Source organism: Limnochorda pilosa (assembly GCF_001544015.1).
GTDB lineage: Bacteria > Bacillota > Limnochordia > Limnochordales > Limnochordaceae > Limnochorda > Limnochorda pilosa.
This window is the reverse complement of record NZ_AP014924.1, coordinates 955,848-980,640: the sequence shown is the minus strand read 5'-3', so window position 1 is coordinate 980,640 and position 24,793 is coordinate 955,848. Positions and strand designations below refer to the sequence as shown.

At 68.2% G+C, this 24,793-nt stretch carries 24 protein-coding genes; all 24 read left to right on the top strand.

Going from position 1 to position 24,793, the window contains the following annotated elements; genetic code table 11:
* Positions 1-35 precede the first annotated feature (35 nt).
* Entirely contained in the window at positions 36-3,209 is a 3,174-nt protein-coding gene (locus LIP_RS04345; protein WP_082725847.1) for a metallophosphoesterase, read from the top strand.
* Between the two features lie 67 nt (positions 3,210-3,276).
* Positions 3,277-4,008 (top strand): GntR family transcriptional regulator, encoded by a 732-nt coding sequence (locus tag LIP_RS04340; protein WP_068134831.1) that lies wholly within the window; start codon positions 3,277-3,279, stop codon positions 4,006-4,008.
* A 43-nt stretch (positions 4,009-4,051) separates the two neighbouring features.
* Positions 4,052-5,062 carry an N-acetylglucosamine kinase gene (locus tag LIP_RS04335; protein WP_158509549.1) on the top strand — a complete coding sequence of 337 codons (1,011 nt, stop codon included), beginning with the start codon at positions 4,052-4,054 and terminating at the stop codon, positions 5,060-5,062.
* Positions 5,059-5,817 (top strand): sugar isomerase domain-containing protein, encoded by a 759-nt coding sequence (locus tag LIP_RS04330; protein WP_068134825.1) that lies wholly within the window; start codon positions 5,059-5,061, stop codon positions 5,815-5,817. Before LIP_RS04335 ends, LIP_RS04330 begins: the two co-directional genes overlap by 4 nt.
* 24 nt (positions 5,818-5,841) lie before the next feature.
* Complete coding sequence (locus tag LIP_RS18845; RefSeq protein WP_158509548.1) at positions 5,842-8,094, top strand: DUF6259 domain-containing protein; 2,253 nt, start codon at positions 5,842-5,844, stop codon at positions 8,092-8,094.
* The gene (locus LIP_RS18840) at positions 8,091-8,846 is read left to right on the top strand and encodes an endonuclease/exonuclease/phosphatase family protein (protein WP_068134822.1); all 756 of its coding nucleotides are present in this window, start codon (positions 8,091-8,093) and stop codon (positions 8,844-8,846) included. Before LIP_RS18845 ends, LIP_RS18840 begins: the two co-directional genes overlap by 4 nt.
* Before the next feature lie 60 nt (positions 8,847-8,906).
* Positions 8,907-10,154: an ABC transporter substrate-binding protein gene (locus LIP_RS04315; protein WP_068134819.1), complete on the top strand. Its 1,248-nt coding sequence runs from the start codon at positions 8,907-8,909 to the stop codon at positions 10,152-10,154.
* Between the two features lie 81 nt (positions 10,155-10,235).
* The gene (locus tag LIP_RS04310) at positions 10,236-11,144 is read left to right on the top strand and encodes a carbohydrate ABC transporter permease (protein ID WP_068134818.1); all 909 of its coding nucleotides are present in this window, start codon (positions 10,236-10,238) and stop codon (positions 11,142-11,144) included.
* Positions 11,137-12,021, top strand: a complete 885-nt coding sequence (locus LIP_RS04305; RefSeq protein ID WP_144440320.1) for a carbohydrate ABC transporter permease — start codon at positions 11,137-11,139, stop codon at positions 12,019-12,021. Before LIP_RS04310 ends, LIP_RS04305 begins: the two co-directional genes overlap by 8 nt.
* A gap of 24 nt (positions 12,022-12,045) precedes the next feature.
* Positions 12,046-13,239, top strand: a complete 1,194-nt coding sequence (locus tag LIP_RS04300) for an alkaline phosphatase (protein ID WP_068134813.1) — start codon at positions 12,046-12,048, stop codon at positions 13,237-13,239.
* A 26-nt stretch (positions 13,240-13,265) separates the two neighbouring features.
* Positions 13,266-14,120 carry an endonuclease/exonuclease/phosphatase family protein gene (locus tag LIP_RS04295; protein ID WP_144440319.1) on the top strand — a complete coding sequence of 285 codons (855 nt, stop codon included), beginning with the start codon at positions 13,266-13,268 and terminating at the stop codon, positions 14,118-14,120.
* Positions 14,117-14,926 (top strand): type 1 glutamine amidotransferase family protein, encoded by an 810-nt coding sequence (locus LIP_RS04290; RefSeq protein ID WP_068134808.1) that lies wholly within the window; start codon positions 14,117-14,119, stop codon positions 14,924-14,926. Before LIP_RS04295 ends, LIP_RS04290 begins: the two co-directional genes overlap by 4 nt.
* A gap of 74 nt (positions 14,927-15,000) precedes the next feature.
* Entirely contained in the window at positions 15,001-15,813 is an 813-nt protein-coding gene (locus LIP_RS04285) for a PHP domain-containing protein (RefSeq protein WP_068134805.1), read from the top strand.
* 79 nt (positions 15,814-15,892) lie between these two features.
* On the top strand, positions 15,893-16,609 hold the full coding sequence (locus LIP_RS04280; RefSeq protein WP_068134802.1) for a sugar isomerase domain-containing protein: 717 nt from the start codon (positions 15,893-15,895) through the stop codon (positions 16,607-16,609).
* A gap of 242 nt (positions 16,610-16,851) precedes the next feature.
* Complete coding sequence (locus tag LIP_RS04275; protein WP_068134799.1) at positions 16,852-18,102, top strand: threonine synthase; 1,251 nt, start codon at positions 16,852-16,854, stop codon at positions 18,100-18,102.
* A gap of 815 nt (positions 18,103-18,917) precedes the next feature.
* Positions 18,918-19,157 carry an alpha/beta hydrolase gene (locus tag LIP_RS04270; protein ID WP_068134796.1) on the top strand — a complete coding sequence of 80 codons (240 nt, stop codon included), beginning with the start codon at positions 18,918-18,920 and terminating at the stop codon, positions 19,155-19,157.
* 33 nt (positions 19,158-19,190) lie between these two features.
* On the top strand, positions 19,191-19,478 hold the full coding sequence (locus LIP_RS04265) for a hypothetical protein (protein WP_068134793.1): 288 nt from the start codon (positions 19,191-19,193) through the stop codon (positions 19,476-19,478).
* A gap of 407 nt (positions 19,479-19,885) precedes the next feature.
* On the top strand, positions 19,886-20,134 hold the full coding sequence (locus LIP_RS20385; RefSeq protein ID WP_198409789.1) for a VOC family protein: 249 nt from the start codon (positions 19,886-19,888) through the stop codon (positions 20,132-20,134).
* Between the two features lie 276 nt (positions 20,135-20,410).
* Positions 20,411-21,025 carry a LysE family translocator gene (locus LIP_RS04260; RefSeq protein WP_068134790.1) on the top strand — a complete coding sequence of 205 codons (615 nt, stop codon included), beginning with the start codon at positions 20,411-20,413 and terminating at the stop codon, positions 21,023-21,025.
* A complete protein-coding gene (locus LIP_RS20380; protein WP_198409714.1) occupies positions 21,022-21,648 on the top strand; it encodes a dienelactone hydrolase family protein in 627 nt (208 codons plus the stop codon). Before LIP_RS04260 ends, LIP_RS20380 begins: the two co-directional genes overlap by 4 nt.
* Positions 21,540-22,250 (top strand): DinB family protein, encoded by a 711-nt coding sequence (locus LIP_RS04255; RefSeq protein ID WP_068134787.1) that lies wholly within the window; start codon positions 21,540-21,542, stop codon positions 22,248-22,250. Before LIP_RS20380 ends, LIP_RS04255 begins: the two co-directional genes overlap by 109 nt.
* Before the next feature lie 81 nt (positions 22,251-22,331).
* Complete coding sequence (locus LIP_RS04250; RefSeq protein ID WP_082725845.1) at positions 22,332-23,507, top strand: alanine racemase; 1,176 nt, start codon at positions 22,332-22,334, stop codon at positions 23,505-23,507.
* Positions 23,508-23,546: 39 nt separating this feature from the next.
* Positions 23,547-23,885 carry an ester cyclase gene (locus LIP_RS04245; RefSeq protein WP_068134780.1) on the top strand — a complete coding sequence of 113 codons (339 nt, stop codon included), beginning with the start codon at positions 23,547-23,549 and terminating at the stop codon, positions 23,883-23,885.
* Positions 23,886-23,964: 79 nt separating this feature from the next.
* A complete protein-coding gene (locus LIP_RS04240; protein WP_068134778.1) occupies positions 23,965-24,729 on the top strand; it encodes a DUF429 domain-containing protein in 765 nt (254 codons plus the stop codon).
* The last annotated feature ends 64 nt before the right edge of the window (positions 24,730-24,793 follow it).

Here is a 24,793-nt window from a genome sequence, read left to right as displayed (position 1 = left end):
GGGAATGGACGCGATCTCCGGGGGCGGTGAGCTGAATGAACCGAGCGCAGGAAGGCGCGCGGGCGATGATGACCGGAGGGCCGGCGCGGCCCGATGTGGACGCTCCATGGCTCTCCGGCCCGATCACGCGGTTCCTCTGGCTGTTGCTCCTGACCGCGGTGGCTTCTTGCCTCGCTCCTACTCCTGCCGGCGCCACCGCCCCCTCGGACGTCGCCAGATCGGTCTCGGTGGCCGAGATCCGAGAGAACGACGAGAACGGTGTTCCTCTCCTCGTCGGCCAGATTGTGACGCTTTCGGGAGTGGCGGTCATTGACACCGGTAGCTGGCACAACGCCGCCAACTACTTCGCCCTGGTCTCCCACGGCGATACGGAGGCCTCTCGAGCCGGTGTCCTGGTCTACCTGCCCGGGAGTATACAGCCGCCCGTCCGGCGCGGCCAGATGGTCCGCGTCACGGGAGAACTGGGCATCAAGGGATACTCGACCGATTTCGGCTCTACCGTGATCATGCCGCGGGGGCCCGAAGAGATCCTTCCACTGGCGGACCCTCCTCCGTCGAGCGATCTGACGGCCACGCTCAGGATCCTGGAGGCTGAGCCGCCCCGGATCCCCACGGACGCGATGTACGATGAGGTGGAGCGATACGAGGGGACACCCGTCACCATCGCTGGTCGCCTCTCCCGTTACGACAATGAGACCACCACTCGCGGGTTCTGGGTGGATGGTTCCCGGGACGGCGAGATCGAAGACGGACGCGGGGCGATGAACGTCAAGTTCTACGACTACGCAGGTATCGAGATCGGCGCCTTCGGGAACGGCGACTACGTTCGGGTCACCGGCATCCTGGTGCAGGGGGACGAGGCGCCCCCTTACACCGACTTCTACTACCTCCGTCCCACCCGGCAGGAAGACCTGGTGCGAGTGCCGGAGAAGAGCCTGCCCAGGGAGGAGGAGCCGCCTGCTCCCGAGACCATGAGCTTCCAGAACGGACCGGTTCAGCGGGTGGCCAGCTACGGGCTGTACCGGCTCACCTCGCTGACCTCCGGCACTGACTTTCCGTTCCTGGGCACCTTCCATCCCGCGTGGCATCCGGACGGCAGCATGATCGCTCTCTCGCTCTCCAAGGAGCAGAACCGCAGGACGACCCAGGAACCGGCCCATGCGAGCCTGTTCCTCATGAGGTTCACCGACCGGGCGGAGATCCTTCCCCTGACCTTCGACGCCACGGAGAAGCAGGAGCCTGCCTGGTCTCCGGATGGGAGACGCCTGGTCTACGCAGGCGCCTCCAGTCTGGATGAACCCGGGGGCAACTGGGACCTCTTCGTGCTGGAGGGTCTGAATGGGGCAGGCGGAAGGATTCGCCCCGAGGCAGCCCGCCGGCTGACCGAGACGAAGGCCAACGAGCGCTCGCCGGTCTGGGCGCCCGACGGACGTCACATCGCCTTCCGCTCCGATGCGGGCGGCAACTGGGACCTGTGCGTCATGGACACGGCCACCGGGCAGATCACCCAGGTGACCTCCCATCCCGGTGCCGACGCCTTCCCGACCTGGTCTCCGAACGGCACCCACCTGTCCTTCCAGTCTGATCGCAGCCGAGGCAGGTGGACCATCTGGACGGTCCCCGTGCGCTACGGAGCCGACGGGTCGATCTCGGGGGTCGGTGAAGCCCGGATGCTCGTCCCGGCCGGGCCGGAAGGCGCGAGCTACGTGGAACCGGCATGGTCGCCCTCCGGCGACCAGATAGCCTTCGTTTCCAATGCAGGAGGCGACTGGGATATCTGGGTCGCGCCGGTGGTGTGGAGCGACGCAGAACCGTGGGCAGCCGAGCCGCTCCCGGTGCGTATGCCGGGGCCGTCCGCGGAGAAGCATCCCGCCTGGGATCCCACCGGGGACCGAGTCGCCTTCGTCTCTGATCAGGGCGGCAGCTGGAACCTGTGGGCGGCCAGCCTGCCGGGCGCGCTTTCGTCCCCGGAGGCGGCCGGATCCGGCGGCGAGGAGCTCCCGCGGGCCGAAACCGCGGGGCAACCGATGCTCCCTGCCGCCTATCCGCCGCCCGAGGCCTTCGAGCTGCCCTCGCTGCTCTCCTCCCTTAGGAGGGATGGTGGGATGAAGCTCCTCTGGCCCAGACTGGCCAGCCCTGCCGTCATCACTGGAGGCGATCGGCTGACAGTGCTGGTCGCCATCCCGGACGGGGGCTCACCTGACGGGTGGCAGGGCCGGTTCGTCTGCTCCCGGGGAGGTGAGGAAGGCGGGCAGGCGTCGAAGACGCTGACACCGGTCGGGGCCGTGGAGCTCTCTGCATCCGGTAACGGCTGGGCGCCGGCGGCGACCGGCGCGGGGACCGGGATATGGGAGATCACCTTCGCCGCGCCCGTTGGGGTTCCCGGCGGCCTTTACGATCTGACGCTGGCGCATTCCTCGGGAGCAACGTCCTGCGAGCCCCACGCCGTGCAGGTGCTGGCAGATCGAGCCCCGGACTCCTTCACCTTCGCGCTCGTGACCGACATTCACCTGCACGACCGACGCTCGCGGGGAGCGGATCCGAGGAACCCGCTCAACGCGCAGGTGACCGAGATCCTCGGGGAGATCGAGCAGCTGAAGCCCGACTTCGTCTTGATGCTCGGTGACTTCGCCCAGAGCACCGCCGACACCTATCACAGGGACTACCCCCTCTTCCGCGAGCTCGTCCTGCAGCACCTTTCCGTTCCTCTCTACGGGGTGATGGGCAACCATGACGGCCAGCTGGTCGGCCGCGTCAACGGATTCGCCTGGTGGGTCGACAGGATCGGGCCCCTCTACTTCTCCTTCGACTACGGCAACTGGCACTTCGTCGGAGTCAACAGCTACGACCATCCAGCCAGCCGGAGTGCCAGCGGCACCGTCGGCCGCCAGCAGCTTCTCTGGCTGGGAGAGGATCTGGCCAGAGCGTCTGCTGCCGGCCGGCAGATCGCCGTCTTCATGCACCACAACCCCTTCGACGACCGATGGGTGTTCTTCATGGACGACTCCCGCCGGGACGTGGTTCGCTTGCTGGAGCGGTACGGGGCGAAGGCCGTCTTCGTCGGTCACCGGCACAGCGACCAGCTCGACGAGAGTGAGATCACCCGCTACGTCACCACCCGCACCGCACAGGCGGCTTCCCCCGAGCTGTGCGGTTACGGTGTCGTGAGGGTGGAGGACGGGTGGATGCAGCTTCACCCGGGGCAGTAGGCGCGTACCTCACGGCTGCCCAGGGGAGCTGCTGGATTGCCAAACGATCGTGACGAGGCGGAGTGCCATGGCATTCAACCGTAATCTTCCGCTGTACGTGCAGGTCAAGGATGAACTGGAGCGGCGCATCCGGTCCGGACTGCTTCAACCGGGCGATCGCCTTCCCTCGGAACAGGAGCTGGCCGCCGAACTCGGCGTCTCCCAGGCGACCGCCAAGCATGCGATCATCTCCCTGGCCGCCGACGGCCTTGTCTCGCGCCGCCCGGGTCGGGGGACGGTCGTGGAGATGCCCCCGCCCGAATCGGCCGCGATCCCCCTGCGAAGCTTCACCGAGGAGATGCACCAACGCGGCCTCAGCGTCTCCTCGGAGCTGCTCTCCAAGGGCGTGGACGTGCCCGAAACCGAGGTGGCTTGGCACCTCGACCTGCCCAGGGGAGCCCGGGTCCTCCGTGTCCTTCGCATTCGAAGGGCCGGCGCCGAGGCTCTCGCCCTGGAGGAGGCGTACATTCCTGAGAAGCTCTGTCCGGGCTTGCTGGAGGAAGACCTGGAGGCCCATTCGATCGACTGGCTGCTCGAGCAGAAGTACGAGGTGCGCCTCGCCTCCGCCGAGGAGGTGGTTGAGGCGCGAGCCGCGGAACCCCAGGAGAGGGAACGGCTCCGGCTCGCAGACGATGGGGCCGTGGTGCTCGTGGCGCATCGTACGGTGAGGGACCTGGGATCGAGGCCCGTTCATCACAGCCGAACCGTATTTCGCGCGGATCGCTACCTGCTTCGCTTCCATCTCACGCGCCGAGCCTGATCGGGTGCGACCGGAGGTCGGCGAAGGCAAAAGGAGCATGGCCATGGGCGGTGCGACGGAGATCGTATTGGGGATCGACAGCGGAGGATCCAAGACCATTGGATGCGCCGTGACGAGGGACGGTACGGTGATCGGAACGGGCTTCGGCGGCGGGACGAATCTGTACTTCGTACCTGAGGACGAAGCCATCTTCGCCATCCAGCAGGCAAGCCGTCAGGCCCTCGCGGAGGTCGACGGCGAGGTCGCCGCTGTCTACCTCTCGGCCCCGGGGCTTACCTTTGACGTGGCGGAGCTGGCCCTGGAGGGTACGTTCCGCTATCGGAACCTGGTGGTCGAGGGCGACGCCCCCGCCGCGTTCCGTGGAGCCCTCCCGCAAGGGGATGGCGTCGTCGTCCTGACCGGCACCGGATCGTTCGCATACGGCGAGTGGCGTGGACGAACGGCGACGGTCGGCGGTTGGGGCTCGCTCCTGGGTGACGAGGGAAGCGGCTACTGGATCGCCGTCGAGGGGTTGAAGGCCGTCGTCCGGGCGTCGGACGGCCTGGGACCGCCCACCGCGCTGACCCGGCTCTTCCGCAAGACGCTCCTCTACGGGATGGAGCGGGAACTGGTCGGACTGGTCTACCGCAAGGGGCTGAGCCGGGAGCGGATCGCCAGCCTGGCCACCGTCGTGTCGGACGCGGCCGACGAGGGCGACGCGGTCGCGAGGGAGATCTTCAGGAACGCGGCCGGGGAGCTGGTCAAACAGGCCGCCGCCGTGATCTCCCGGCTGGGTGTGGGAAGGGACGACGAGGTCTCCGTCGCCGTCACGGGCGGCGTCAGCGCCGCCGGGTCGCCCCTCCTGGATCCCTTCGTCGATGCGCTGAACCTCGCAGCCCCGAACGTGGTGCTGGTGCCGGCCCGGTTCCCGCCGTTCGTGGGGGCGGTCCTGCGCGCCTGCGAGGTGGCAGCTCTCCCGGTCGACGAGAGCTTCATCGAGCGGGTGGCCGGGCAGATCGACGCAGCCCAGACCGTCCCGTCCTCACCCCAGCTGAAGAGGAGGTCCGCGCTGTGACCGAGAGCCTGCCGGAACGTTACTTCGAAGCGATGGGGCGGGTGCTGGCGCAGATCCGCGAGGGTCAGCAGCCGTCGCTCGCCAGGGCCGCCGCGGCCATCGCAGGGGCGGCCGAGCGCGGCGGCGTCTGGCATCTCTTCGACACCGGCCACATGTTGACCCACGAGATGATCGGGCGGGCCGGGGGGCCGATGATGCTGGCTCCCATCCGCTGGCAGTTCGAGCTGCAGCACGATGTCCGCCCCCGGGGACCCCGCCCTCAGGACGGACCGCCTCGGGTCTTCCTCGACGAGGTCGGCGGCCTTCACCGATGGATCCTCACCCAGGCCGACCTCCGACCGGGCGACGTCCTCCTGATCAACTCCGTCTCGGGTGTCAACACCCTGCCCGTGAGCCTCGCGATCGATGCGAGGGAAGCGGGGCTGACCGTCATCGGGCTCACCTCGGTCGCCTACTCCTCCTCGCTCGCACCGGTGAACCCGATGGGAAAGCGGCTCTATGAGGTCGTGGAGATCCTGCTCGACCACGGCGCCCCTCCCGGCGACGCCCTGGTGGACGTGGCCGGTCTCGAGGGAGCGATCTGTCCTGCCTCGGGGATCGCAGCCGCCTACCTCATGTGGGCGCTGGTGGCGGCGGTGGTGGACCGGCTGCAGCGGGGCGGGAAGACCCCGAGCATCTACGTGAGCAACCATCTGCCGGGCGCCAAGCGCCTGAACGAGGAGGCGCGCGGACGCTTCCTGGCCCAGGGCTTCTAGCGAGGACCGCTGGGGGGAGTCACGGTGGCATGGAAGACCGCTCGTGTGGCCTGGGACGTTGGGGAGCAGAACCTGACGTCGTTCTGGGATGAAGAGCTGGGCCGGGAACTGGTCGCCGGCCGTTCCACGGCGCAACCCCTCCTGGAGCTCCGTTTCCTTCGGGAGCCCGCTTCCGGCCAGGCGGCGATCCACCGGGCCCTGCCGCTGGAGCTTCGGCCGGTGGACGCCGGGCAGGCCCGGGATCTGCTACGCGACATGGACCCGGCGGGCAGCGTCGCTCCCCGGGAGGAGGAGCTGAACCAGGCGCTCCTGCGCGTCGCCTGTGGTGCGTTCCAGGCCTCATCCGGGGAGACCTTGCCCCTGCGGGCGCTGGCCTGGTTGACCCCGTCAGCGCCCCTCCCGGGCCGGCGCATCGCTGAACCCGGGGAGCTCCTGGCCTGGCGCCTCGCGGTCGTCAACCTGGCCGAGGTGATGGTGGTCGAGGTGCTCTTCCCGCGGCTTCCGGGGCTCGCCCTCGAAGGCGACGACGTGCTGGTCTACCCCCATCATGCGGGGGAGCGGATCGCTCAGCCGGCGGCCACCCTGGCGACCGAGAGGTATCTGGGCCTCCACCGCGCCGGGACGGTCCGGGAGGGCGGGGAGTACGTTCGGGAGATCCCTTACTGCGGGCTGGCCTCCATGATGTGGATGGACTACCACGATGGGAAGGGCGGCGTCTACCTGGCCTCGTACGACCCGGAATTCCTCCTCACGGGCCTGCGCGTCGAGACGGGAGGGCCGGAGAGCCCCTACCTGCGGCTCGCCTTCCGGAAGTACCTACCGATCCGCCCCGGCGAGGCCTGGCTCTCGCCGCCTTACGCCCTGGGCGTCCATCCGGGGGACTGGCACTGGGCGGCCCGCCGTTACCGGGAGTGGTTCGACACCCGCGTGCCGCAGCTGGAGCAGCCCGCCGACCTGGCGGAGGAGGGCGTGGTGACGCCGCATTACGACTTCCGCCGGGAGGGGAGGGTCTACCATCGATTCGAGGAGATGCCGTCCCTCTTCGATCGCGCCAGGCGGGAGCTGGGGAGCCGGCACCTCTTCGTCTCAGGCTGGAATCACCTCGGTTTTGACAACCACTACCCCGACTACAACCCCGACCTGGAACTGGGGACCCCTCTCGACCTGGCCCGGGGCGTCTCGGCGGTGCGCGAGGCGGGAGGCTTCGTCACCTTCTACATCAACAGCCGTCTGATCGACCTGGAGTCCGAATACTACCAGAGCCTCGGCCGGCGCTGGGCCCTTCGGGGACCGGACGGGAACACCGTTCAGGAGAGCTACGGCCCCCGGACCTTCTCGGTCCTCTGCCCGGCGGATCCGGCCTGGCGGAAGCACCTGGCCGATTTCGGCGAGTGGATGGTGACCGGGTACGGCGCCCGGGGCATCTACTACGACCAGCTGGGCTCGGCCACGCCGCTGCCCTGCTACAGCCGGGACCACGGCCACTCGCCTGCCGATCATCACGGCCTCTTCAACCAGGGCTACGTCCGACTGCTGGACGAGGTCCTGGGCCGCCTGCGAAGGCACGATCCGGTTGCCTTCCTGATGATCGAGAACTGCGGCGACGTTTACAGCAGCCGGGTCTGGGGCAACGTCACCTGGAACGGCGAGCAATACGACGAGTCTTTCGACGTCTATCGGTACACCTTCCCGGAGCACGCCCTGGTCTGCATGGTCCAGCCGCGCCCGGTTCAGGATCCCAGGCTGCAGGAACGGCTCTTCCGCTCGGACGTGGGGCGGGCCTTCCTGCTTGGGGCGGTCTTCTGGTACGAGCCCGGCCTGCTGGAGCAGCGATGGATCGGCGAGGGCTCCCCGGAGAGCGCCATGGAGTGGATCCAGGAAGCCCTGGCGGTGAGGAAGGCGGTCGCCTCCACGCTGGCCGCCTCCAGGCTCGCGGACCGGCAGCCGTTCGATCTCCCCCGGGGAGTCCAGGGCCGCCTCTGGACCCCCCGCACCGAGGAGCCGGGCCGTTCCCGGGAGGAGCTCCTGCTGCTCTTCAACCCGGAGCGAGTGGGCGGGAAGGTGAGCCTTCCGTTCCCGGCCGGCCGGGAGGTCCGCATCCTGACCGCGTCTGCGGGTGCTCGAGCGTCTGGCGAGCGGGCGGCCATGGACGGGTGGAGGGTCGGGGAGCGCCGGCTTCGGCCGGAGGCGGGGACGATGCCCTTGCCCCCTCGTCGCTTCGCCGCCTGCCTGATCGCCCCATCCCGCCCGGTGGAGGAGGAGGTGGCGGGCGGATGAGCCTGCTTCGGTTGATGACCTTCAACATCCGGCATGGGGAGCGACCGGACGGCGTCATCGACCTGGAGGCCGTCGCCGGCACCATCGATGAGGCGGGGGCGGACGTGGTCGGGTTGCAGGAGGTCGATCGGTACCTTCCCCGGTCGGGGTGCCGCGATCAGGCGGCGGAGATCGCGGGAGCCCTCGGATGGCATCACGCGTTCCAGGCGGCCATGACGGGCGAGGGGCTCTACGGGGCGCACCGGTCCGGGTACGGGATCGCCGTCGTGAGCCGTCACCCCATCCTCTTCCGGTACGGCGAGCGCCTGGCATCGAGCCGGGGGCGGGAGGCGCGGGCCTTCCTCCACGTCGAGCTCCCATGGGGAACGTCCGGCTCCTTTCACCTGGTCTGCACTCACCTGGGCCTCGACCAGGCCGAACGCCTGGTCCACGTGGAGCGGATCCTCGCCTACGGGCAGCAGCTCCCCCCGTCCAAGGCGGTGGTGGGCGACTGGAACGCCCTGCCCGAGAGCGAGGAGGTGCGCGCGATGACCGCCCGCTGGGTGGATGCCGCCACGGAGGCCCCCGGGTCGCCGGAGCCCACCTTCTCCTATCGGTCGGAACCGCCCGGCAGGCCCAACGTTCGCATCGACTACGTCTTCATCGACCCCGGGCTGCAGGCGGACGAGGTGCACGTCGGGTCCGCCCGCGTCTCGGACCACCTGCCGGTGATCGCAACCCTCCGTCGGAGGGAGGTGGAGAGGGAGATCTAGCGATCTGCAGCTGGCTGGCTTCGGCTCGGTTGGACAAGCCTTCAAAGGAGGTCTTGGAGAATGACTCGTCGCATCGCGGTCGGGCTGTGGAGTGCCGTGCTGGTCCTGGCGTTGGCCCAGACGGCCCTGGCGCAGACCACCATCGTCCACTGGCAGCATCACTCGCCGGCACGGCTGGCCATGGTGGAGCAGATGGCCCAGGAGTTCATGGCGGAGCACCCCGGCGTGACCATCGAGATCCAGAGCATCCCGCTGGAGGACTACTACACCAAGCTGCTCCCGGCCCTGGCTGCTGGATCCGGCCCCGACGTCTTCCAGATTCGGGCCACCGACGTGCCGCGGTACGTGGAGTACGGGGTCCTGGCACCGCTGGACCCGTCGGTCGTCGACCACGAGCAGGCGCTGAAGGAGTTCGTCCCGGCCACCATCTCCTACCTGGAGTCGGATGGCGTGGTCTACGGCCTGCCGACCGACGTCCAGACCATCGTCCTCTTCTACAACACGGAGATCTTCAAAGAGGTCGGGCTGTCCGGGCCGCCCTCGACCTGGGACCAACTGGTCGAGTACGCCCAGAGGATCGTCAAGCGGGATGCGACAGGCATGACCACCCGCATGGGTGCGGCCCACGGCTCCTACACCCCGGTCATCCTCTCCTACATGGCCCAGACGGGAACCGGCTTCCTGAGCGAGGACGGAAAGGCGCTCTTCAACAACGAAGAGGCGTTGAAGGCCTTCGCCTGGGTTGCCGGCTGGGTCACCGAGTACGGCATCGAGGACCTGAACCTGGGCTCCCGGTGGACCGCCTTCCGGAACCAGGAACTGGGCATGGTGATGGCCCACCCGGCCATGCTGGGCTCCTTCCGGTCCACCCACCCCGATCTGCCCATCGGAATCGCCCAGATTCCCGTCATGAAGGAAGGGCAACCCCGGACCAACGTCCTGACCAGCTGGGCGTACGTGCAGAGCGCTCAGGCCGAGGGGACCCCGGAAGCGACCGAGTGGATCGCGTACCTCACTTCGGTAGAGGCCCAGCGCCGCTGGACCAGCGAGACGGGCGAGCTGCCGGCCCGGCTGTCGCTGATCGGCGACGACACCTTGCTGGACGCCGAGCCTCTGCTGCGGGAGCCGCTCAACTCGCTCGAGCACGCGGTCCCGTACCCCTTCGAGGCCCAGGCCGAGATGGAGACGGCCGTCCGCAAGGCCGTCCAGATGGTGACCATCGAAGGGATGGCACCGTCCGAGGCCCTGAGCTGGCTGGCTCGGGAGGCCGAGCGGATCTACGGCGAAGTCGTCGCAGCCGAGTACTAGAGCTCTCGGAAGGCTGATCCGCCCCCGGAGCTTGCCTCCGGGGGCGGCAGGATACCACACCTTCGGGTAGGAGTGGGGGACATGGCCGCAGGGCGGGGTGGATGGCGCCGGGCCGGGTACCGCTTCCAGCGATGGATCGCCCCTTACGTCTTCATCGGGCCGGGGTTCCTCTTCTACATGATGGTCACCTTCATCCCGGCGATCATCGGGGTCTACCTCAGCTTCACCAACTACCGGATCATCTCCCCGCGCTACGCCTTCGTGGGGCTCGCCAACTACGCGAAGATGCTTGACGACCCCCTCTTCTGGACCTCCATGAAGAACACGTTCCTCTACGCGTCGGGGACGATCCCGGGCGTGGTGATCCTCTCCCTGGTCCTCGCCCTGCTGGTCAACTCGAAGCTGCGGGGGGTCGTCTTCTTCCGGACGATCTACTACATGCCGGTCGTCACGCCGATCTCGGTGGCCGCGGTGATCTGGCTCTGGATCTACGACTACCGGGGGTTGCTGAACGGTGTCCTCCAGCTCTTCGGCGTAGGCGCCACCAACTGGCTCCAGACCACGGCGACGGCCATGCCCAGTGTGATCGTGATGGGGATCTGGCTGGCCGTCGGAACCAACATGATCATCTACCTGGCAGCGCTCAAGGGGATTCCCCAGACATACTACGAGGCGGCTTCCATGGACGGCGCGACGCCCTGGCAGCAGTTCCGCTACATCACGCTCCCCCTGCTGAGCCCGACGACCCTCTTCGTGGTCATCACCGTCACCATGGGGGCGCTGCGGGTCTACGCCGAGATCAACATCATGACCCAGGGAGGCCCCGTCGACTCGACCAGCGTCATCGTCTTCTACATCTTCGAGAAGGCGTTCAGCAGCCTACAGATGGGCTATGCGGCAGCCATGTCGGTCGGGCTGTTCCTGGTGACCATGGCCCTTACCTGGATCAACTGGCGATTCCTCGGCCGGGGGGTGCACTACGGTGGGTAGGAGTCTCGCAAGGGCTCGACTCGACGTGAGCGATCCGGGTGTCGCGTACCAGCGGCAGCAGGCGGCGTGGAGGGTGGCGCTCTATGTCATGCTGGTCGCGGGCGGCGTGCTGATGATCGCCCCCTTCCTCTGGATGCTGCTCGGCTCCTTCAAGACCCTGCAGGAGGTGAGCCAGTTCCCGCCCACCTTCCTTCCGAAGGATCCCATCCTCTCCAACTATACCGACGTCTTCGAGCGCCTGCCCATGTTTGCCCGGTACTACCTCAACACGATCGTCACCGCGGTCATACCCACCGTCGTGGCGGTCTTCACGGCGGCCATGGCGGGCTACGGCTTCGCCAAGTACCGGTTTCGGGGCGGGAAGATCTTCTTCTGGGCCATCCTGGCTACCATGATGATCCCGTACCCGGTCACCATCGTGCCGCTCTACGTGATGGCCTTTCGGCTGGGACTGGTCAACAGCTACGCGGGGCTGATCGTGGTCAACCTGTCGACCGCCTTCGGCATCTTCATGATGCGTCAGTTCGCCCTGACCATCCCTGATGATCTCCTGGACGCCGCCCGGATCGACGGGTGCAGCGAGTTCCGCATCTTCGGCCAGGTGATCCTGCCGCTCCTCAAACCGGCCCTGGCCACCCTGACCATCTTCACCTTCACCGGCAACTGGAACGCCTACGTCTGGCCGCTCCTGATCGTCAACGAGGACCGGTTGCGGACCCTCTCCCTGGCCATACCCCTGTTCAACGGCCAGTACGAGCAGTATCCCAACCTGGTCTTCGCGGCCTCGACCCTGGCGATCCTGCCTGTGATCATCCTGTTCGTCTTCAACCAGAGGTACTTCACCGAAGGGATCACCCTGAGCGGTCTGAAGGACTGACTCGGCCCCGGGGGGGAGGAGACGATGAGCGTGACGGCAACCGTTCGCCGCAAGGCCCCTGCGCAGCTGCGGATCGGCGGGAAGCTCCTGATCGTGGGGGCGATCTGCCTCCTGATCAGCCTGGTCGCCGCTCCTGCGACGGCCGGTGCTCCGGCCGGGCCCCGCAACGTGGTGCTCATGATCGCGGACGGCCTCGGCCTCAACCACCTGACCGCGGCGCGCCTCGCCTTCTTCGGCGGCCGGCCCGAGATGAGCGTGGACCGGATGGAGGCGACCGCCTTCGTGCTCACCGGATCCGCGGACCGGGCGGTGACCGACTCGGCCGCGGCGGCGACGGCGCTGGCGAGCGGCCTCGGGACCGACAACGGGTGTACCGGGGTGCTGCCCGACGGCACCCCCGTCCGGAGCCTTCTCGAGATCAGCCGGGACCACGGCCGGTCGGCAGGCATCGTCACCACGGCCCGGGTGACCGACGCGACGCCTGCCGCGTTCTACGCCCACGTGGCCGTGCGCGACTTCGAGGAGGAGATCGCAGCCCAGCTCGTGGAGGACCCGCCCGAGCTGGTGCTGGGCGGGGGGAGGGATCGTTTCGGTGCCCACCCCTTCACGGGCGCGCCCCGCCCGGGCAGCCTGCTCGAGGCCGCCGTCGATCAGGGCATCCACTACCTTCGGACCAGGGACGAGCTGGAGGAGCTCCCCGGGGAGAGCCCGATCCTCGGCCTGTTCATGCCCGGCCACCTGAGCTATGCCGGAGAGCGGCTCCCCACGGAGCCGACCCTGGTCCAGATGGTCCGGTTCGCCCTCGATCGGCTTGCAGCCGATCCTGACGGCTTCTTCCTCGTGGTGGAGGGGGCGAAGGTCGACAAGGCCGCCCACGCGCACCTCCTGCAGGAGACCCTGGGGGAGATCCGGGAGTTCGACGAGGCGGTCGGGGTGGTCCTCGACTTCGCTGCCGGCGACGGCGAGACGCTGGTGGTCGTCACCGCCGATCACGAGACGGGAGGGCTGGGTGTGGTGGGCGGCGGCGCCGGCGGGGAGGGACTGCGGGTCCAGTGGCTGACCACCGACCACACGGCCGGCGCCGTCCCCCTGTACGCCTACGGCCCGGGCTCGGAGGCCTTTCGCGGGACGCTCACCCATCCCGACGTGGCCCGGAAGACCGCGGGCGCCCTGGGCATCGAGCCGTTTCCACAGGTGGGAGGTGATCCGGAGCCGTGATCCAGGACGAGGGGAGATGCCCTCGGTTGAGAGGCCGTAGGGCGGCGGCCGCGGCCATGCTGGTCCTCGCGGCCCTGGTCTTCACGGAGGGCCTGGTGCTGGCGCAACGGTCGATCACCCTGATGACGTGGAACATCAAGCACGCGTTGGGCTGCGACGGTCTGGTCGACCTCGACCGGATCGCCCAGGTGATCGAAGCGTCGGGGGCGGACGTGGTGGGCCTGAACGAGGTGGACCGGGGTTTCCCTCGATCCGGCATGGTCTTCCAGGCCCGCTACCTCGCGGAGCGACTCGGCTTCGACTACGCCTTCGCCCCCGCCTTCGCCGTGGCGACCGGAAGCTACGGCAACGCGATCCTGAGCCGCTATCCCATCCTGGAGAGCTGGACGGTGGCCCTGCCCGCTGACGCCCTGTCGGAGCCCCGCAGCGCCGCGGTGGCCCGGATCGACGTGGGGGAGGCCGTTCTCAGCTTCGTCTCCACCCATCTTGATCACAAGGACGCCCGGATCCGGAGGAATCAGGCGCTGCGGGTCCACGAGGAGCTGCAAGCGCTGCCGAACCCCAAGGTGCTGGCGGGCGACCTGAACGCGTGGGCGGTCACGGCCGAGGTGACCCTCTTCCAGCGGGTAATGAACGACGCCCATACCCTCTACCGGATGGTCGCCTGCACGGACCGGGTGACCCCCGAACGGTTGCTGGAGGACGGCTATACCCTGCCATCCACCGCACCGACCAGTCGGATCGACTACATCTTCCTCTCGCCCGACCTCCGCCTGGAGGAAGGTGCCGGAGGCTACCGGGTCCTTCCCACTGTGGCCAGCGACCACCTGCCCGTCGTGGCCACGGTCAGGCTCCGGCCGGAGGGGTGGGACGACCTGTGAGCTTCCGAAGGTGCGGAGTGACCTGCTCCCTGGCTCTGGCGGCTCTCCTCCTCCTGGCCCAGCCGGCGCCGGCGGCGCAGGTCGCCCTTCACGTGAGCGACGCGACCCTGGAGTGGGAGGCGGCTGTGGGTTTCCTGGGGGATGCGTACGGGCTCCAGGTCGAGAACGTGCGGCAGCTTCTGGCCGGCCTGGGGCTGGAGTGGGTGGAGCTCTCGGACGAGGCGCTGGAGCAGGGCGATGCCCGCTTCCTCGCGGCCGAGCTGCTGATCATGCCGGGGAGCCGGAGGATGAGCGAGGCCCAGCTTGGGGCCATAGGGCGCTTCGTCGCGGCCGGGGGGCGGCTGCTCGTCTTCTACCACTCCTCCTTGAAGACGCCCGACGGCGCCCTGTACGAGCCCTACGGGTTCGGGCTGGGGGAGCTCCTGCGGGTGGAGTTCGTCGGCTGGAACCACCTGCGACCGCTCCATGGGAGCATCCGCCGGACAGCAGAACACCCCGTCTGGCAGGAGGTTCCCGAGTTCGTCGAGACCCCGCGGAACCGGGCGGTGGTGGTTCGGACGTTGCCGGGTGGTCAGGTGCTTGGCGTCTGGTACGACGACTTCCGGGCGACCGCTTCCCACCCGGAAGCGACCAACGCCGCGGTCGTCCTGTCTGAGGCGGGGATCTACGTCGGGGAAGCGCTGTGGGTGCCGGAGCTCTTCGCCGACGACTCGGTGCGGCGCCTGCTGGGGAACATGATCCACTTCCTGCTGGAGGCCTGCGCCGAGCCCGGGAGCCCGAGGCCCGGTCCCGGAGGGGCCTCTTGATCCGATCGGCGTTCGGGCGGAGCCGGTAGCTCCCCACCAGGCGGGCTGGCCCTTTGGGAAGGGGTGGCGAAGCGGTGTCGGATGGAAGCGCCTCCGAGTGGATCCTCCAGCGGGACATGCACGTCCACTCCGGGTACTCGGACGGCGAGGACGATTTCGAGGCGATCATCGCCCGCGCGGTCGACATCGGGGTGAGACGCCTCGCGGTGACCGACCACTTCGAGATCGGGCGGCCCAATTCGGTTCGAGTGCCGCCGGATCAGTACCTCCACGCCTTTCGCCAGGCCCAGGACCTCGCCGCCCGGAAAGGGGTCGACCTCCTGCTGGGGGTGGAGACCGGCGTGGCCGGTGGGAGGCTGCTCTGCCCGGACCAGGTCCTGGCCGCGGCGGACCTGGTCGTCGCCAGCGTCCACGAGATTCGGCCGGGCGAATGCGGGTTCTCTCCGGCTGATCTGGCCGACCTGCCGGAGGAGGAGTACTGGGCCTGTTACCAGCGTCAGGTGCTGCAGGCGGCTCGGGCGGAGTTCGTAGACGTGCTGGGCCACGTGGAGGGGTACCTCCCTGCCCGGTGGTCCCGCTACCCCGGGGCGCTCGACTTCGCGGGCCGCCGGCGAGCCGAGGCGGAGATCGTGCGGCGGTTCTTCCCGCTCAGCTTCTACCGAGAGTTGGCCGCCATCCTGCGGATCCGCGGCGTGGCGGTCGAGTTGCACGGAATGAGCTGCAGCCCCCGGCTTGAGGTGGCCCGGATCCTGCGCGAGGAAGGGTGTACCTTCTCCATTGGAAGCGATGCCCACGCGCTCCACGACCTGGGGCACGTGGGGCACGCGGCAAGAGTGGCGGGCGTCCTTGGTCTCGGGCCCCGGGATTTCCACCCTCTCTGCCGCTGAGGAGTCGCAGGGAGCCTGAGTTGGAGGTCGCCTTACCGCGGCAGTCCAGGCCTCCGTCAGAGGAGAGGAGCGCGCGTCAGTGAGACCATCCGCAGCCTACCTGCACGAGATGATCGGGCGACTCGAGAGCATCCAGGATCCAGAGCGTAGGGAGGCGATGGACCAGGCGGCTCGTTGGGTGGCCGAGTGTATCGCCGGCGATCAGGTGGTCCATCTCTTCGGCAGCGGCCATTCGGCCCTGCTGGCACGAGAGGTGGTGGGGCGAGCAGGCGGGCTGGCCGCTATGAGCATCATCGAGGATCCGCTCTTGGGAGCCGCCGAGAGGCTGGAAGGGTACGCGTCCCTGCTCCTTCAGCGATACCTACCCCTGGGGACCGACGACCTGCTCATCGTTCTCTCGACCTCGGGGCGCAATCCGCTGCCCATCGAGATCGCCTTGCTGGCCCAGGAGCGCGGCCTGCGGGTGATCGCCCTCACCTCCCTGGAGTACTCCCGTACCGTGACATCGCGCCATCGAAGCGGCAAGCGGCTCTTCGAAATCGCAGACCTGGTCCTGGACCTGGGCGCGCCCGAGGGCGACGCCCTGATCGAGGTCCCGGGGGTGCCGGAGAAGGTGGGGCCCGTCTCGACCGTCATCGGCGCGGCGGTCCTGCACTCGGTGGTCCTCGAGGCGACCGCCCGGCTGGTCCAGATGGGCATCGAGCCGCCCGTCCTGATGAGCGACAACCTCGACGGCGGGCGGGAGCACAACGAGCGCCTGCGGCGAAGGTACCGGGGGCGCGTCGTGGGGCTGTAGAGCTCAGCGTGCTCATGCTGGATGGCCGCCCCAGGAACGGAATCTACTGGTGGTAACGCTTCCCACCCCGCATTGACCGCCGGCAACGGTAAAGGTATCTTGATTCCGTGGCCGCCGGGCAGCCGCGGCTAGCGATCCCAGCGCGAGGGAAGGTTTCGGACTGACCGGCAGCGCCTTCTGGGTCTGCGATCTGCCTCCCACAAGTCCAGGCAACATGCTCGTGAACACCGGGGTGACTAGACGTGATACGCTCGCTGGCCATTGGGCAGATCTCTCTGGGCACGGGACAGTACCGCTATCCGCTGTGGCCGCCCCTGACCGAGGGGTGCCCCCGAAGCAGCACGTCGGAGATCGCCTATCCGCTGACGGTCGACTACGATTACAGCCGGGTGTCGGCGGGTCTGTTCGACCAGCCGGCCCTGCCCGGGCTCGACCGCTGGACCCCGCTGCTGCCTCCGCTGGACGAGCGCCTCGCCCTAGGCGAGGGCGGTACCGCACTCATCCCTTTGGAGGGTGGGGCGGGTGGCTGGGACGGCCGGCTCTACATTAAGGACGAGAGCCGGAATCCGACCTGGAGCCACAAGGACCGGCTCAACCGGTGCGCGGTCAGCGCCGCCGCGCTCTCTGGCAGCGCCGGGGTCGTGGTCGCCTCGTCGGGCAATCACGCCGGTTCCGCCGCCGCCTACGCTGCGCGGGCCGGTCTGCCCTGTGTCGCTCTGGTCTCCGCCGGGGCGCCGCTGGAGGTCCAGGCGTGGATTCGCTCCTACGGGGCCGTCGTGCTCCAGGTGGAGCGGGAGGCCCGTTGGTCTGTGATGCGGCAGATCGTCCGGCAACTGGGGTACCATCCCGTCAGCAACCTGACCGAAGGCGGGCATACCGGTCACCCCTTCGGCCCCGAGGGGTACAAGAGCATCGCCTATGAGCTGTTCCTCCAACTGGGCCGGCGCCCGCCCGCGGCCGTCTTCGTGCCCACCGGCTACGGGGAGCTGCTCTTCGGTGTGTGGAAGGGCTTTGCCGAGCTTCAACGCCTTGGTCTCAGCCCGACGGTGCCCCGGATGTTCGCCTGCGAGCCAGCTGCCCGGGCACCGCTCTTCCAGGCCCTAGCCCAGGGAAGGCCCGTGGCCGCCGTTCCGGCCCGCCCGACCCGGGCGGTCTCCATCGCCACCACTGTCAGCGGGTACCGGGCCCTCCTGGCCGTCCAGGAGAGCGGCGGGTGGGCGATCCGGGTGACCGATGCGGATCTGGTCGCCTCGCGGGAAGGTCTCGCCCGGGCCGGCATCTGGGCGGAGCTCTCCGCCGCCGCCGGGCTGGCCGGATGCAGACTGGCTCTGGACCAGGGGGAGCGTTTCGATGGCCCCGTGGTCTGCATCAGCACCGCAAGCGGGTTCAAGAGATGGGCCGACGGGAGCGGTGCTAAACCCGCGCCGCAGGTGTCGGACGACTTGTTTGAGATTAACCGGGTCCTGCGGTCCCACTACGGCCTCGATGTCTAGGAGGAGGAGCACGCGTGGATGCGGGTCGGTGCTTTGCCCAGCACCGTGGGGCATACCTCGAGTAGTTGAGCGCGTCCGTCTCGATTCCCAGCATCAGCGTCCATCCGGCCTACCAGCAGGACATGCGGCAGCCGTCGTCGAGCGGGAGTCTCTCGCGGCCCTGGGGTTCGACGAGGCGTCGTTGAACCCGGATCTTGCGCGGGGCCCTTCGATGGACGCGAATCTACCCGAGATTGCGAGGAATAGAATGCTGTTGACGGCAAGTTGCGCTTCAGGTTGGGAATGTGAGCCGAGACTCGCCATAAAGAAGGGGGTAGGCGGCGCAGGGAGATACGAGAAACGGCAGGAGCAACGGCTCGGAAGGTGAAGAAGGGCGCAGCTGCCCGGGCCGCCCGTTCCTACTGGTGGCCTCCGCTCCTCGCCCACGGCGTTCCAGGTACGCCACGTGCTCAGTGGAAGCCGGATGGCTTGCCATGCAGCTCGGTGCGGCCACAGCTGCAAACGGGTCGCGGTGTAGTGGTGATAGGGCGCCGGGGCCAGCGCCTTGAGCCGGAGCAGCAGGTTGTAGGCGATGCCCTTGATCAGCAGGTCCGCCGCATTGGGCCAGAAGGTCTCCTTGCCGATGGAGTCGATGCCGAGCCCGTCCTTCAGCTCCTTGATCCCGTTCTCGGCGGTGCAGTGCCTGAGTCTCCCCCAGGAATATGGAAGGAGCTGTAAGCCTATCCAGGTTATCCAGCCACGGTCGACCCCTCCTCTGCGCGGGCTCCGTACATGGAAGATGCCCAGATCATGGCGCCGGTCGCCCGTCTGACCGCATGATCCCCTTTCTGGCCCAAGATGCGGTCTGCACGCTGAATCAACTGGCAGCCCTGAACGAGGCGGATCCGCAGGGCGTCCTGGAGGGGCGGCTGGACCTGGATCGGGCTGCCATCGCCGGGCTGTCGCTGGGCGGCGCGATCACCGCCGAAGCCTGCCGGATGGAGCCCAGGTTCAGGGCTTGCCTGGTAATGGACGTCTTCATGTCGGCTGACGTGGTCCGTGAAGGCCTGAAGTAGCCGACCCTCTGGATAACCCGGGACGCAGAGACCATGCGGCGGGAGGGTTGGGGCCAATCCGACATCCTGAACACCATGTGGGCCGTCTTCGACCGCCTTGCGGGCGACGGCTACATCGTGCAGGTGCCGGGGATGTTTCACCAGGACTTCTCCGATGCCCTGCTCCTCTCGCCCATAAGCTCCCGGTCGGGCCTCACCGGGTCGCTGGACCCGCAGCGGGCGCACCAGATCGTCACAGCCTACGCCCTGGCCTTCTTCCGACCGGCACCTGAAGGGCCCGCCGGAGGTGCCGCTGGAGGGGCTGGCGGAGGAGTACCCTGAAGTGCTGTTCGCAACACGCGGGCCTTGACATCCCGCCGACCCCGACGGGCGGAGTTCTTGGCCTGCTCGCGGGTGGGGTGGGGACGCGGCCGGGGGCCGGGACGTGATGGGCCATCGCAGCCAGTTTCCTGCTGGGCATGCTTTTCGAATGGATTTGCTACGGAACCGGCATGGCGACACCTGGAAGCGACGGCGCCCATCACCCGTCGGTAGGTCTATCCTCATGTGGGGTCCCGTACGAATCCGTTGCTGCGCGTGACGGACGAAAGCCGGCACGAAGGAGGGATCGATACCAGACGAAGATCGGATCGATCGTGATCAGGTGCTACGAGTTCGACCGCATGGTAGCTTTCTGGGAGCGGGCGCTGAACTACGTTGCTTGAGAGCCTCGAGCCTCGGACTGGGTCATTCTCCGGGATCCCCTGGGGAAGGGGCCGAACCTCTCCTTCGACCGAGCGCCGGAAACCCGTCGCGGGAAGCGAAGCTGGCTCCATCTCGATCTGAACACAGGCGACCAACAAGGTGAGGTCGAACGGCTGGTCGGTCTCGGCGTCAGGCGCTACCCGTGGCGGTACCCTCCCGATGCGGATTGCGTTGTCCTGGAAGATCCCGACGCCAACCTCTTCTGCGTCGTTGAGGACCCAACTGAAAGCTAAGCGAGCACCCGCAAGGCGCCGAGCACTGCCCTCAGAGGATCCTGGGGCGGCCCTGGAGGAGCGGCCCTTGAGGGACCGGCCCGGACGACCCGCCGGGACGAACTGGGGACGAACTGGGAAGGATCAGATGTTACGGCGACGTACCCATAGGGATAAGCCGTGGTGCTCCCGGAGTTTCACCCGAGGATGGTCTGTGCAGGAGGCGCCGTCGACACCCCAGGTCGCTTAAGCCAGAGACATTGCTTGCGGGGGCTCACCGGACGATGGGGGTGCAGTATGCTTACCACGCAGTTCCTGCTCACATCCTTGATCGTCGTCGTGATGCCTGGTACCGGCGTCTTGTACACGCTTTCGAACGGGATGGCCCGCGGCGGGCGCGCCGGCATCGCGGCGGCCCTCGGGTGCACGCTCGGGATCCTCCCGCACCTGCTGGCGAGCGCGCTCGGCCTCTCTGCAATCATGCACGTGAGCGCGACGGTCTTCTCGGTCGTCAAGTACGGGGGCTCCGCCTACCTGCTCTTTCTGGCCTGGCAGATGTGGAAGGAGACGGGCGCGCTCGCGATCGGGCATGAGTCGACCGAAAGCAGCCTCGTGAAGGTGGCCTTGAGAGGGGTAGCCCTCAACATCCTGAACCCCAAGCTGACCATCTTCTTCCTGGCCTTCCTGCCCCAGTTCATCACACCGGGAGTGCTCTCGGCGACCCGGCAGCTCGTCGGCCTGAGCGCCGTCTTCATGCTGATGACCCTGGTGGTCTTCTGCCTGTATGCCCTCCTCGCAGGCGGGGCACGCAAAGCCCTCAGCGCGATGCCCCGTTCGATCCGGTGGATCCAGAGGTCGTTCGCCGTCGTCTTCGCAGGGCTGGCCGTTGAGCTCGCATTCACCCGCCGGTGATCCCGGGGGGCCGAGGAGCGTTTCTCGCCGTTCCGCCCACTGGCAAGGGGCCCGGCGTCCTGGTCCTTCACGCCTGGTGGGGCTTGAGCGACACCATGAAGGGCATCTGCACGCAACTGGCCGAATCTGGTTTCGTGGCATTCGCCCCAGACCTCTATCACGGCAAGGTCGCAAAGACCATTGCCGATGCGGAAGCCCTGGGCAAAGCGCTTGACGCCAACCACCTCCAGGCCAAGGCCGAGATCGCGGCTGCCACCGCGTTTCTCGCCGAGCTGGAGGCATCCCTGAGGCGTGCGGGCCGCCCGGTGACCTTCTATCGCTATGCGGCACCGGACACTGGTTCATCGAACCTGACCGCCCGCAGGCATACAACCCATCGGCAGCCACCCTGGCGTGGGATCGAACCCTGGCCTTCCTGCGACGGTCCTCCGCCGTGTGAGTCGGAGCCAGGCGGTCTGGAGATCTTCTGGCTCCGCGGCCCATTGCGACTCCACCTACGGGAGGTGAAGGTAGGTTGCGCGTCTGGCTTCATCGGTGGGAGGGGGATGAGCAAGGGTGGAGCGCGTGGTCGCTCGACCACCTCGGCTTCGCGACCTGGGCACCCTCCCGGACCGAGGTCCTGAAGCGAGTGCCCGTCAAGTACGGCGAGTACCGCCTGTGGCTGGAGCAGTGCGGTGCGGGTACGTCCGTCGAGGAGGCGGGGGCCGTCGAGGTGGTCGAGGAGATCATCGGCGACGAAGTCGCCTTTCAGGACGACCTCGCGCCGGCGACGGCGGAGGAGGTCTCTCGCTGCATCCACCTGCTGCAATGCACCCGCCGCGGCCTCCTGGAGGCGGTTGCGCCCTTGTCCGACGACGTGCTCGACTGGGATCCCCCGTACAGGCGCTTCGCTCCCTTCGCATGGTGGAAGAGCGTCCGACAGGTCGTGGAACACGTTGCGCTCACCGAGGTCGGATACTACCTTCCCAGCGTCGGGTGGCGCCCGGCCTTCCACCCCCAGGCTCTCAGGGAGATGGCCTGGCAGGACCAGTTGCGGGTGTCCCGCCAGGAGACGCTTCGCTTCCTGGAGGAGCTCAGCTCCAGCTCCGACAGGGCGCGCGTCCGCGAGACCGACGAGGTCTGGTCGGTCCGGAAGGTCCTGCGCAGGCTCGTCTGGCATGAGCGGCTTCACTGGAAGAGCATCCGGCGGATCGTGCGCGAGTACGACCGGAGCCACCGGGCGTGAGATAGGCGCGCCGGGCGAGACCGTGCTCACGCAGGGGTCTCCACTGCTCGTAGCACTGCTCTTCTCAGGGTAGGTGGGAACATGGGTGAGCGGAGGGACCCGCCCATCAGAGTGGAAAGCCAGCACGGTGCGGAGGTGGTACGGGTGGAGGGGCCGTCCCTTCTCGAGGAACTTGATACACCGGCGCTTGTGGTGGATCTGGACGTCATGGATTGGAACATCGAGCGGATGGCCGCCCTCGCCCGGCAGGCGGGCGTTCGCCTTCGGCCCCACGTCAAGACCCACAAGTCGCCCTGGATCGCCCACCGGCAGATCCGGGCGGGCGCGGCCGGGATCACCGTGGCCAAGCTAGGCGAGGCTGAGGTGATGATCGAAGCGGGCATCACCGACATCTTCGTCGCCTATCCGATCGTGGGAGAGCCAAAGCTCCGCCGCCTCGAGCGCCTGCTGAACGAGGTCGATCTCATGCTTGCCGTCGACTCGGTGGAGGCCGCCGAGTCCGTCGCACAGGCCGTGCGGAGAAGCGGCCGCGCGACGGCCAGGGTCTGCATTGACGTGGACACTGGGCACCGGCGCCTGGGGCTGCCGCCCGGTGCGGCGACGGTGGAACTGGCTGAGCGTGTCGCACGGATCCGGGGGCTCGAGGTGGTCGGGCTCATGTCGCACGCCGGTCACCTGGCGGCCGCGTCGTCGCAGCCTGCCCTGGCCGAAGCGGCGCGCCGGGCGGCCGAGGCCCTGGTCGAGACGGCTGAGACGCTTCGCAAGCGGCGGCTGGCCATCGAGCATGTCAGCCCGGGGTCGACGACGGGGGCCGCCTTCGAAGCCCAGGTACCCGGCGTCACGGAGATTCGCCCCGGCACCTACGTCTTCAACGATCGGAACACCGTCGAGCGCTGGGCGGCGAGCGAAGCGGACTGCGCCCTCACCGTGCTGACGACCGTCGTCAGCCGGCCCTCTCCCGATCGGGCCATCGTTGATGCGGGCAGCAAGGTGCTCTCCTCGGACCCGGCCGCAGGCGGTGCTCCTTCGTTCGGGCTCATCGCGGGCCGGCCCGATCTGAAGCTCGAGCGGCTGAGCGAGGAGCACGGCATCCTCTCGGTGGACCCCGCCGGCGGGGAGCTCCGGGTGGGCGACCGGCTCCGGGTGATTCCCAACCACGTCTGCCCGGCCGTCAATCTGAGCGACGTCCTCTACGGGTGCCGGGACGGGCGGGTCGTCAGGGAGATCCGCGTGGCCGCCCGGGGCAGGTACCGGTAGCTCGAGCGGTGGGTCGAAGCATTTCGGGAGCAGTAGGTGATGTCTGGCAAGCGGGCGGGCAACGCCAATCCCGCCGCCTTCAAAGAGTGGCTCCGGTGGTATTGCCAGGCGTTCACCGATCAAGTCTGGACGATCCACGAGATCTTGAGTGTGGGCGAGAAGGCGGTGGTCCGGTATTCTGGGCAGTCGACGTACCGAGGCGGGCTCCTCGGCCTTCCGGCGAGCAGCAAGCCGGTACGGGAGACGGGCATGCTCATCTTCCGGATTGCTGGCGGCAAGGTCCGCGAGCTGTGGACGGCCCTGTCGGATCTGGAGCTGGTTTTCGAGCTCGGCGGGAAGGTGGTTCCCGGGAGTGTGAAGGATGCGACGCCGGGATAGGACGGCAGGTGGCCTCGAGCGAGAAGATGCAGCCTCCGCTCCTGCGCCGGGTCGCAAGACGCACTGGGGGCGTCCAGCCGTGGAGGTTCGGCTTATCGGGGTTGACTGCGCCACCGACGAGTCCAGGATCGGTGTGGCGGTCGGCGTGTGGGAGAACGGAAGGCTCGGGGTTCGTCGGGGCGTCCGCTGCGGAATGGGGAAGACCGCGGTCGAGACCATCCTCGGGGAGTGCCGGCCTCCCGAGCGCCCGACCCTCCTGGCCCTCGACGCGCCCCTGGGATGGCCCCTCGAGCTGGCCGAGGCCTTGATGCACCACCGTGCAGGAGAGGGCTTGGCCGTCTCTCCGGACGCCATGTTCCGCCGCGAGAGCGACAGGTTCGTTCAAGCCAGGCTGGGCAAGAGGCCTCTGGACGTGGGCGCGGACCGCATTGCTCGTACCGCCCACGCCGCCCTCTCGCTCCTGGCTGAGTTACGGTCGAGGTTGGGTTTGGAGATCCCGCTAGGCTGGCAACCCGGGGCGCCCCCGGCGCCCGTGGCCGCGATAGAGGTCTATCCGGCGGCGACGCTGGTCGCCCGCGGTATCAGGCCGATCGGTTACAAGAGCACCGACGCCAAGCTGGAGCGGGTTCGCATCCTGGATGCGTTGCGCCGCGAGGGGACCATCTTCCCGGAGGACGTCGGGACGTTCGAGAGCAGCGCTGATGTGCTCGATGCGGCGTTGTGCGTTGTCGCCGCTGCCGACTTCCTGGAGGGGAACGTCATGCCGCCGCTGGATCGCGCTCGGGCGGAACGCGAGGGATGGATCTGGGTGAGACCGCCCCGTACCGAGCATTCGGAAGCCTGACGGGCGGCCGCAGTGGACGCAGAGGGAGGTCCAGGCGGGCCCGGCGGTCGGCCGGACAAGCTTA

Bases quoted from the DNA above. Each gene is read 5' to 3' on its own strand.
- LIP_RS04300 (WP_068134813.1), top strand. From the start codon at position 12,046: ATGAGCGTGACGGCAACCGTTCGCCGCAAGGCCCCTGCGCAGCTGCGG.
- LIP_RS04345 (WP_082725847.1), top strand. From the start codon at position 36: ATGAACCGAGCGCAGGAAGGCGCGCGGGCGATGATGACCGGAGGGCCG.
- LIP_RS04270 (WP_068134796.1), top strand. From the start codon at position 18,918: ATGATCCCCTTTCTGGCCCAAGATGCGGTCTGCACGCTGAATCAACTG.
- LIP_RS04260 (WP_068134790.1), top strand. From the start codon at position 20,411: ATGCTTACCACGCAGTTCCTGCTCACATCCTTGATCGTCGTCGTGATG.
- LIP_RS18840 (WP_068134822.1), top strand. From the start codon at position 8,091: ATGAGCCTGCTTCGGTTGATGACCTTCAACATCCGGCATGGGGAGCGA.
- LIP_RS04315 (WP_068134819.1), top strand. From the start codon at position 8,907: ATGACTCGTCGCATCGCGGTCGGGCTGTGGAGTGCCGTGCTGGTCCTG.
- LIP_RS04250 (WP_082725845.1), top strand. From the start codon at position 22,332: ATGGGTGAGCGGAGGGACCCGCCCATCAGAGTGGAAAGCCAGCACGGT.
- LIP_RS04265 (WP_068134793.1), top strand. From the start codon at position 19,191: ATGCGGCGGGAGGGTTGGGGCCAATCCGACATCCTGAACACCATGTGG.
- LIP_RS04245 (WP_068134780.1), top strand. From the start codon at position 23,547: ATGTCTGGCAAGCGGGCGGGCAACGCCAATCCCGCCGCCTTCAAAGAG.
- LIP_RS04310 (WP_068134818.1), top strand. From the start codon at position 10,236: ATGGCCGCAGGGCGGGGTGGATGGCGCCGGGCCGGGTACCGCTTCCAG.
- LIP_RS04340 (WP_068134831.1), top strand. From the start codon at position 3,277: ATGGCATTCAACCGTAATCTTCCGCTGTACGTGCAGGTCAAGGATGAA.
- LIP_RS04335 (WP_158509549.1), top strand. From the start codon at position 4,052: ATGGGCGGTGCGACGGAGATCGTATTGGGGATCGACAGCGGAGGATCC.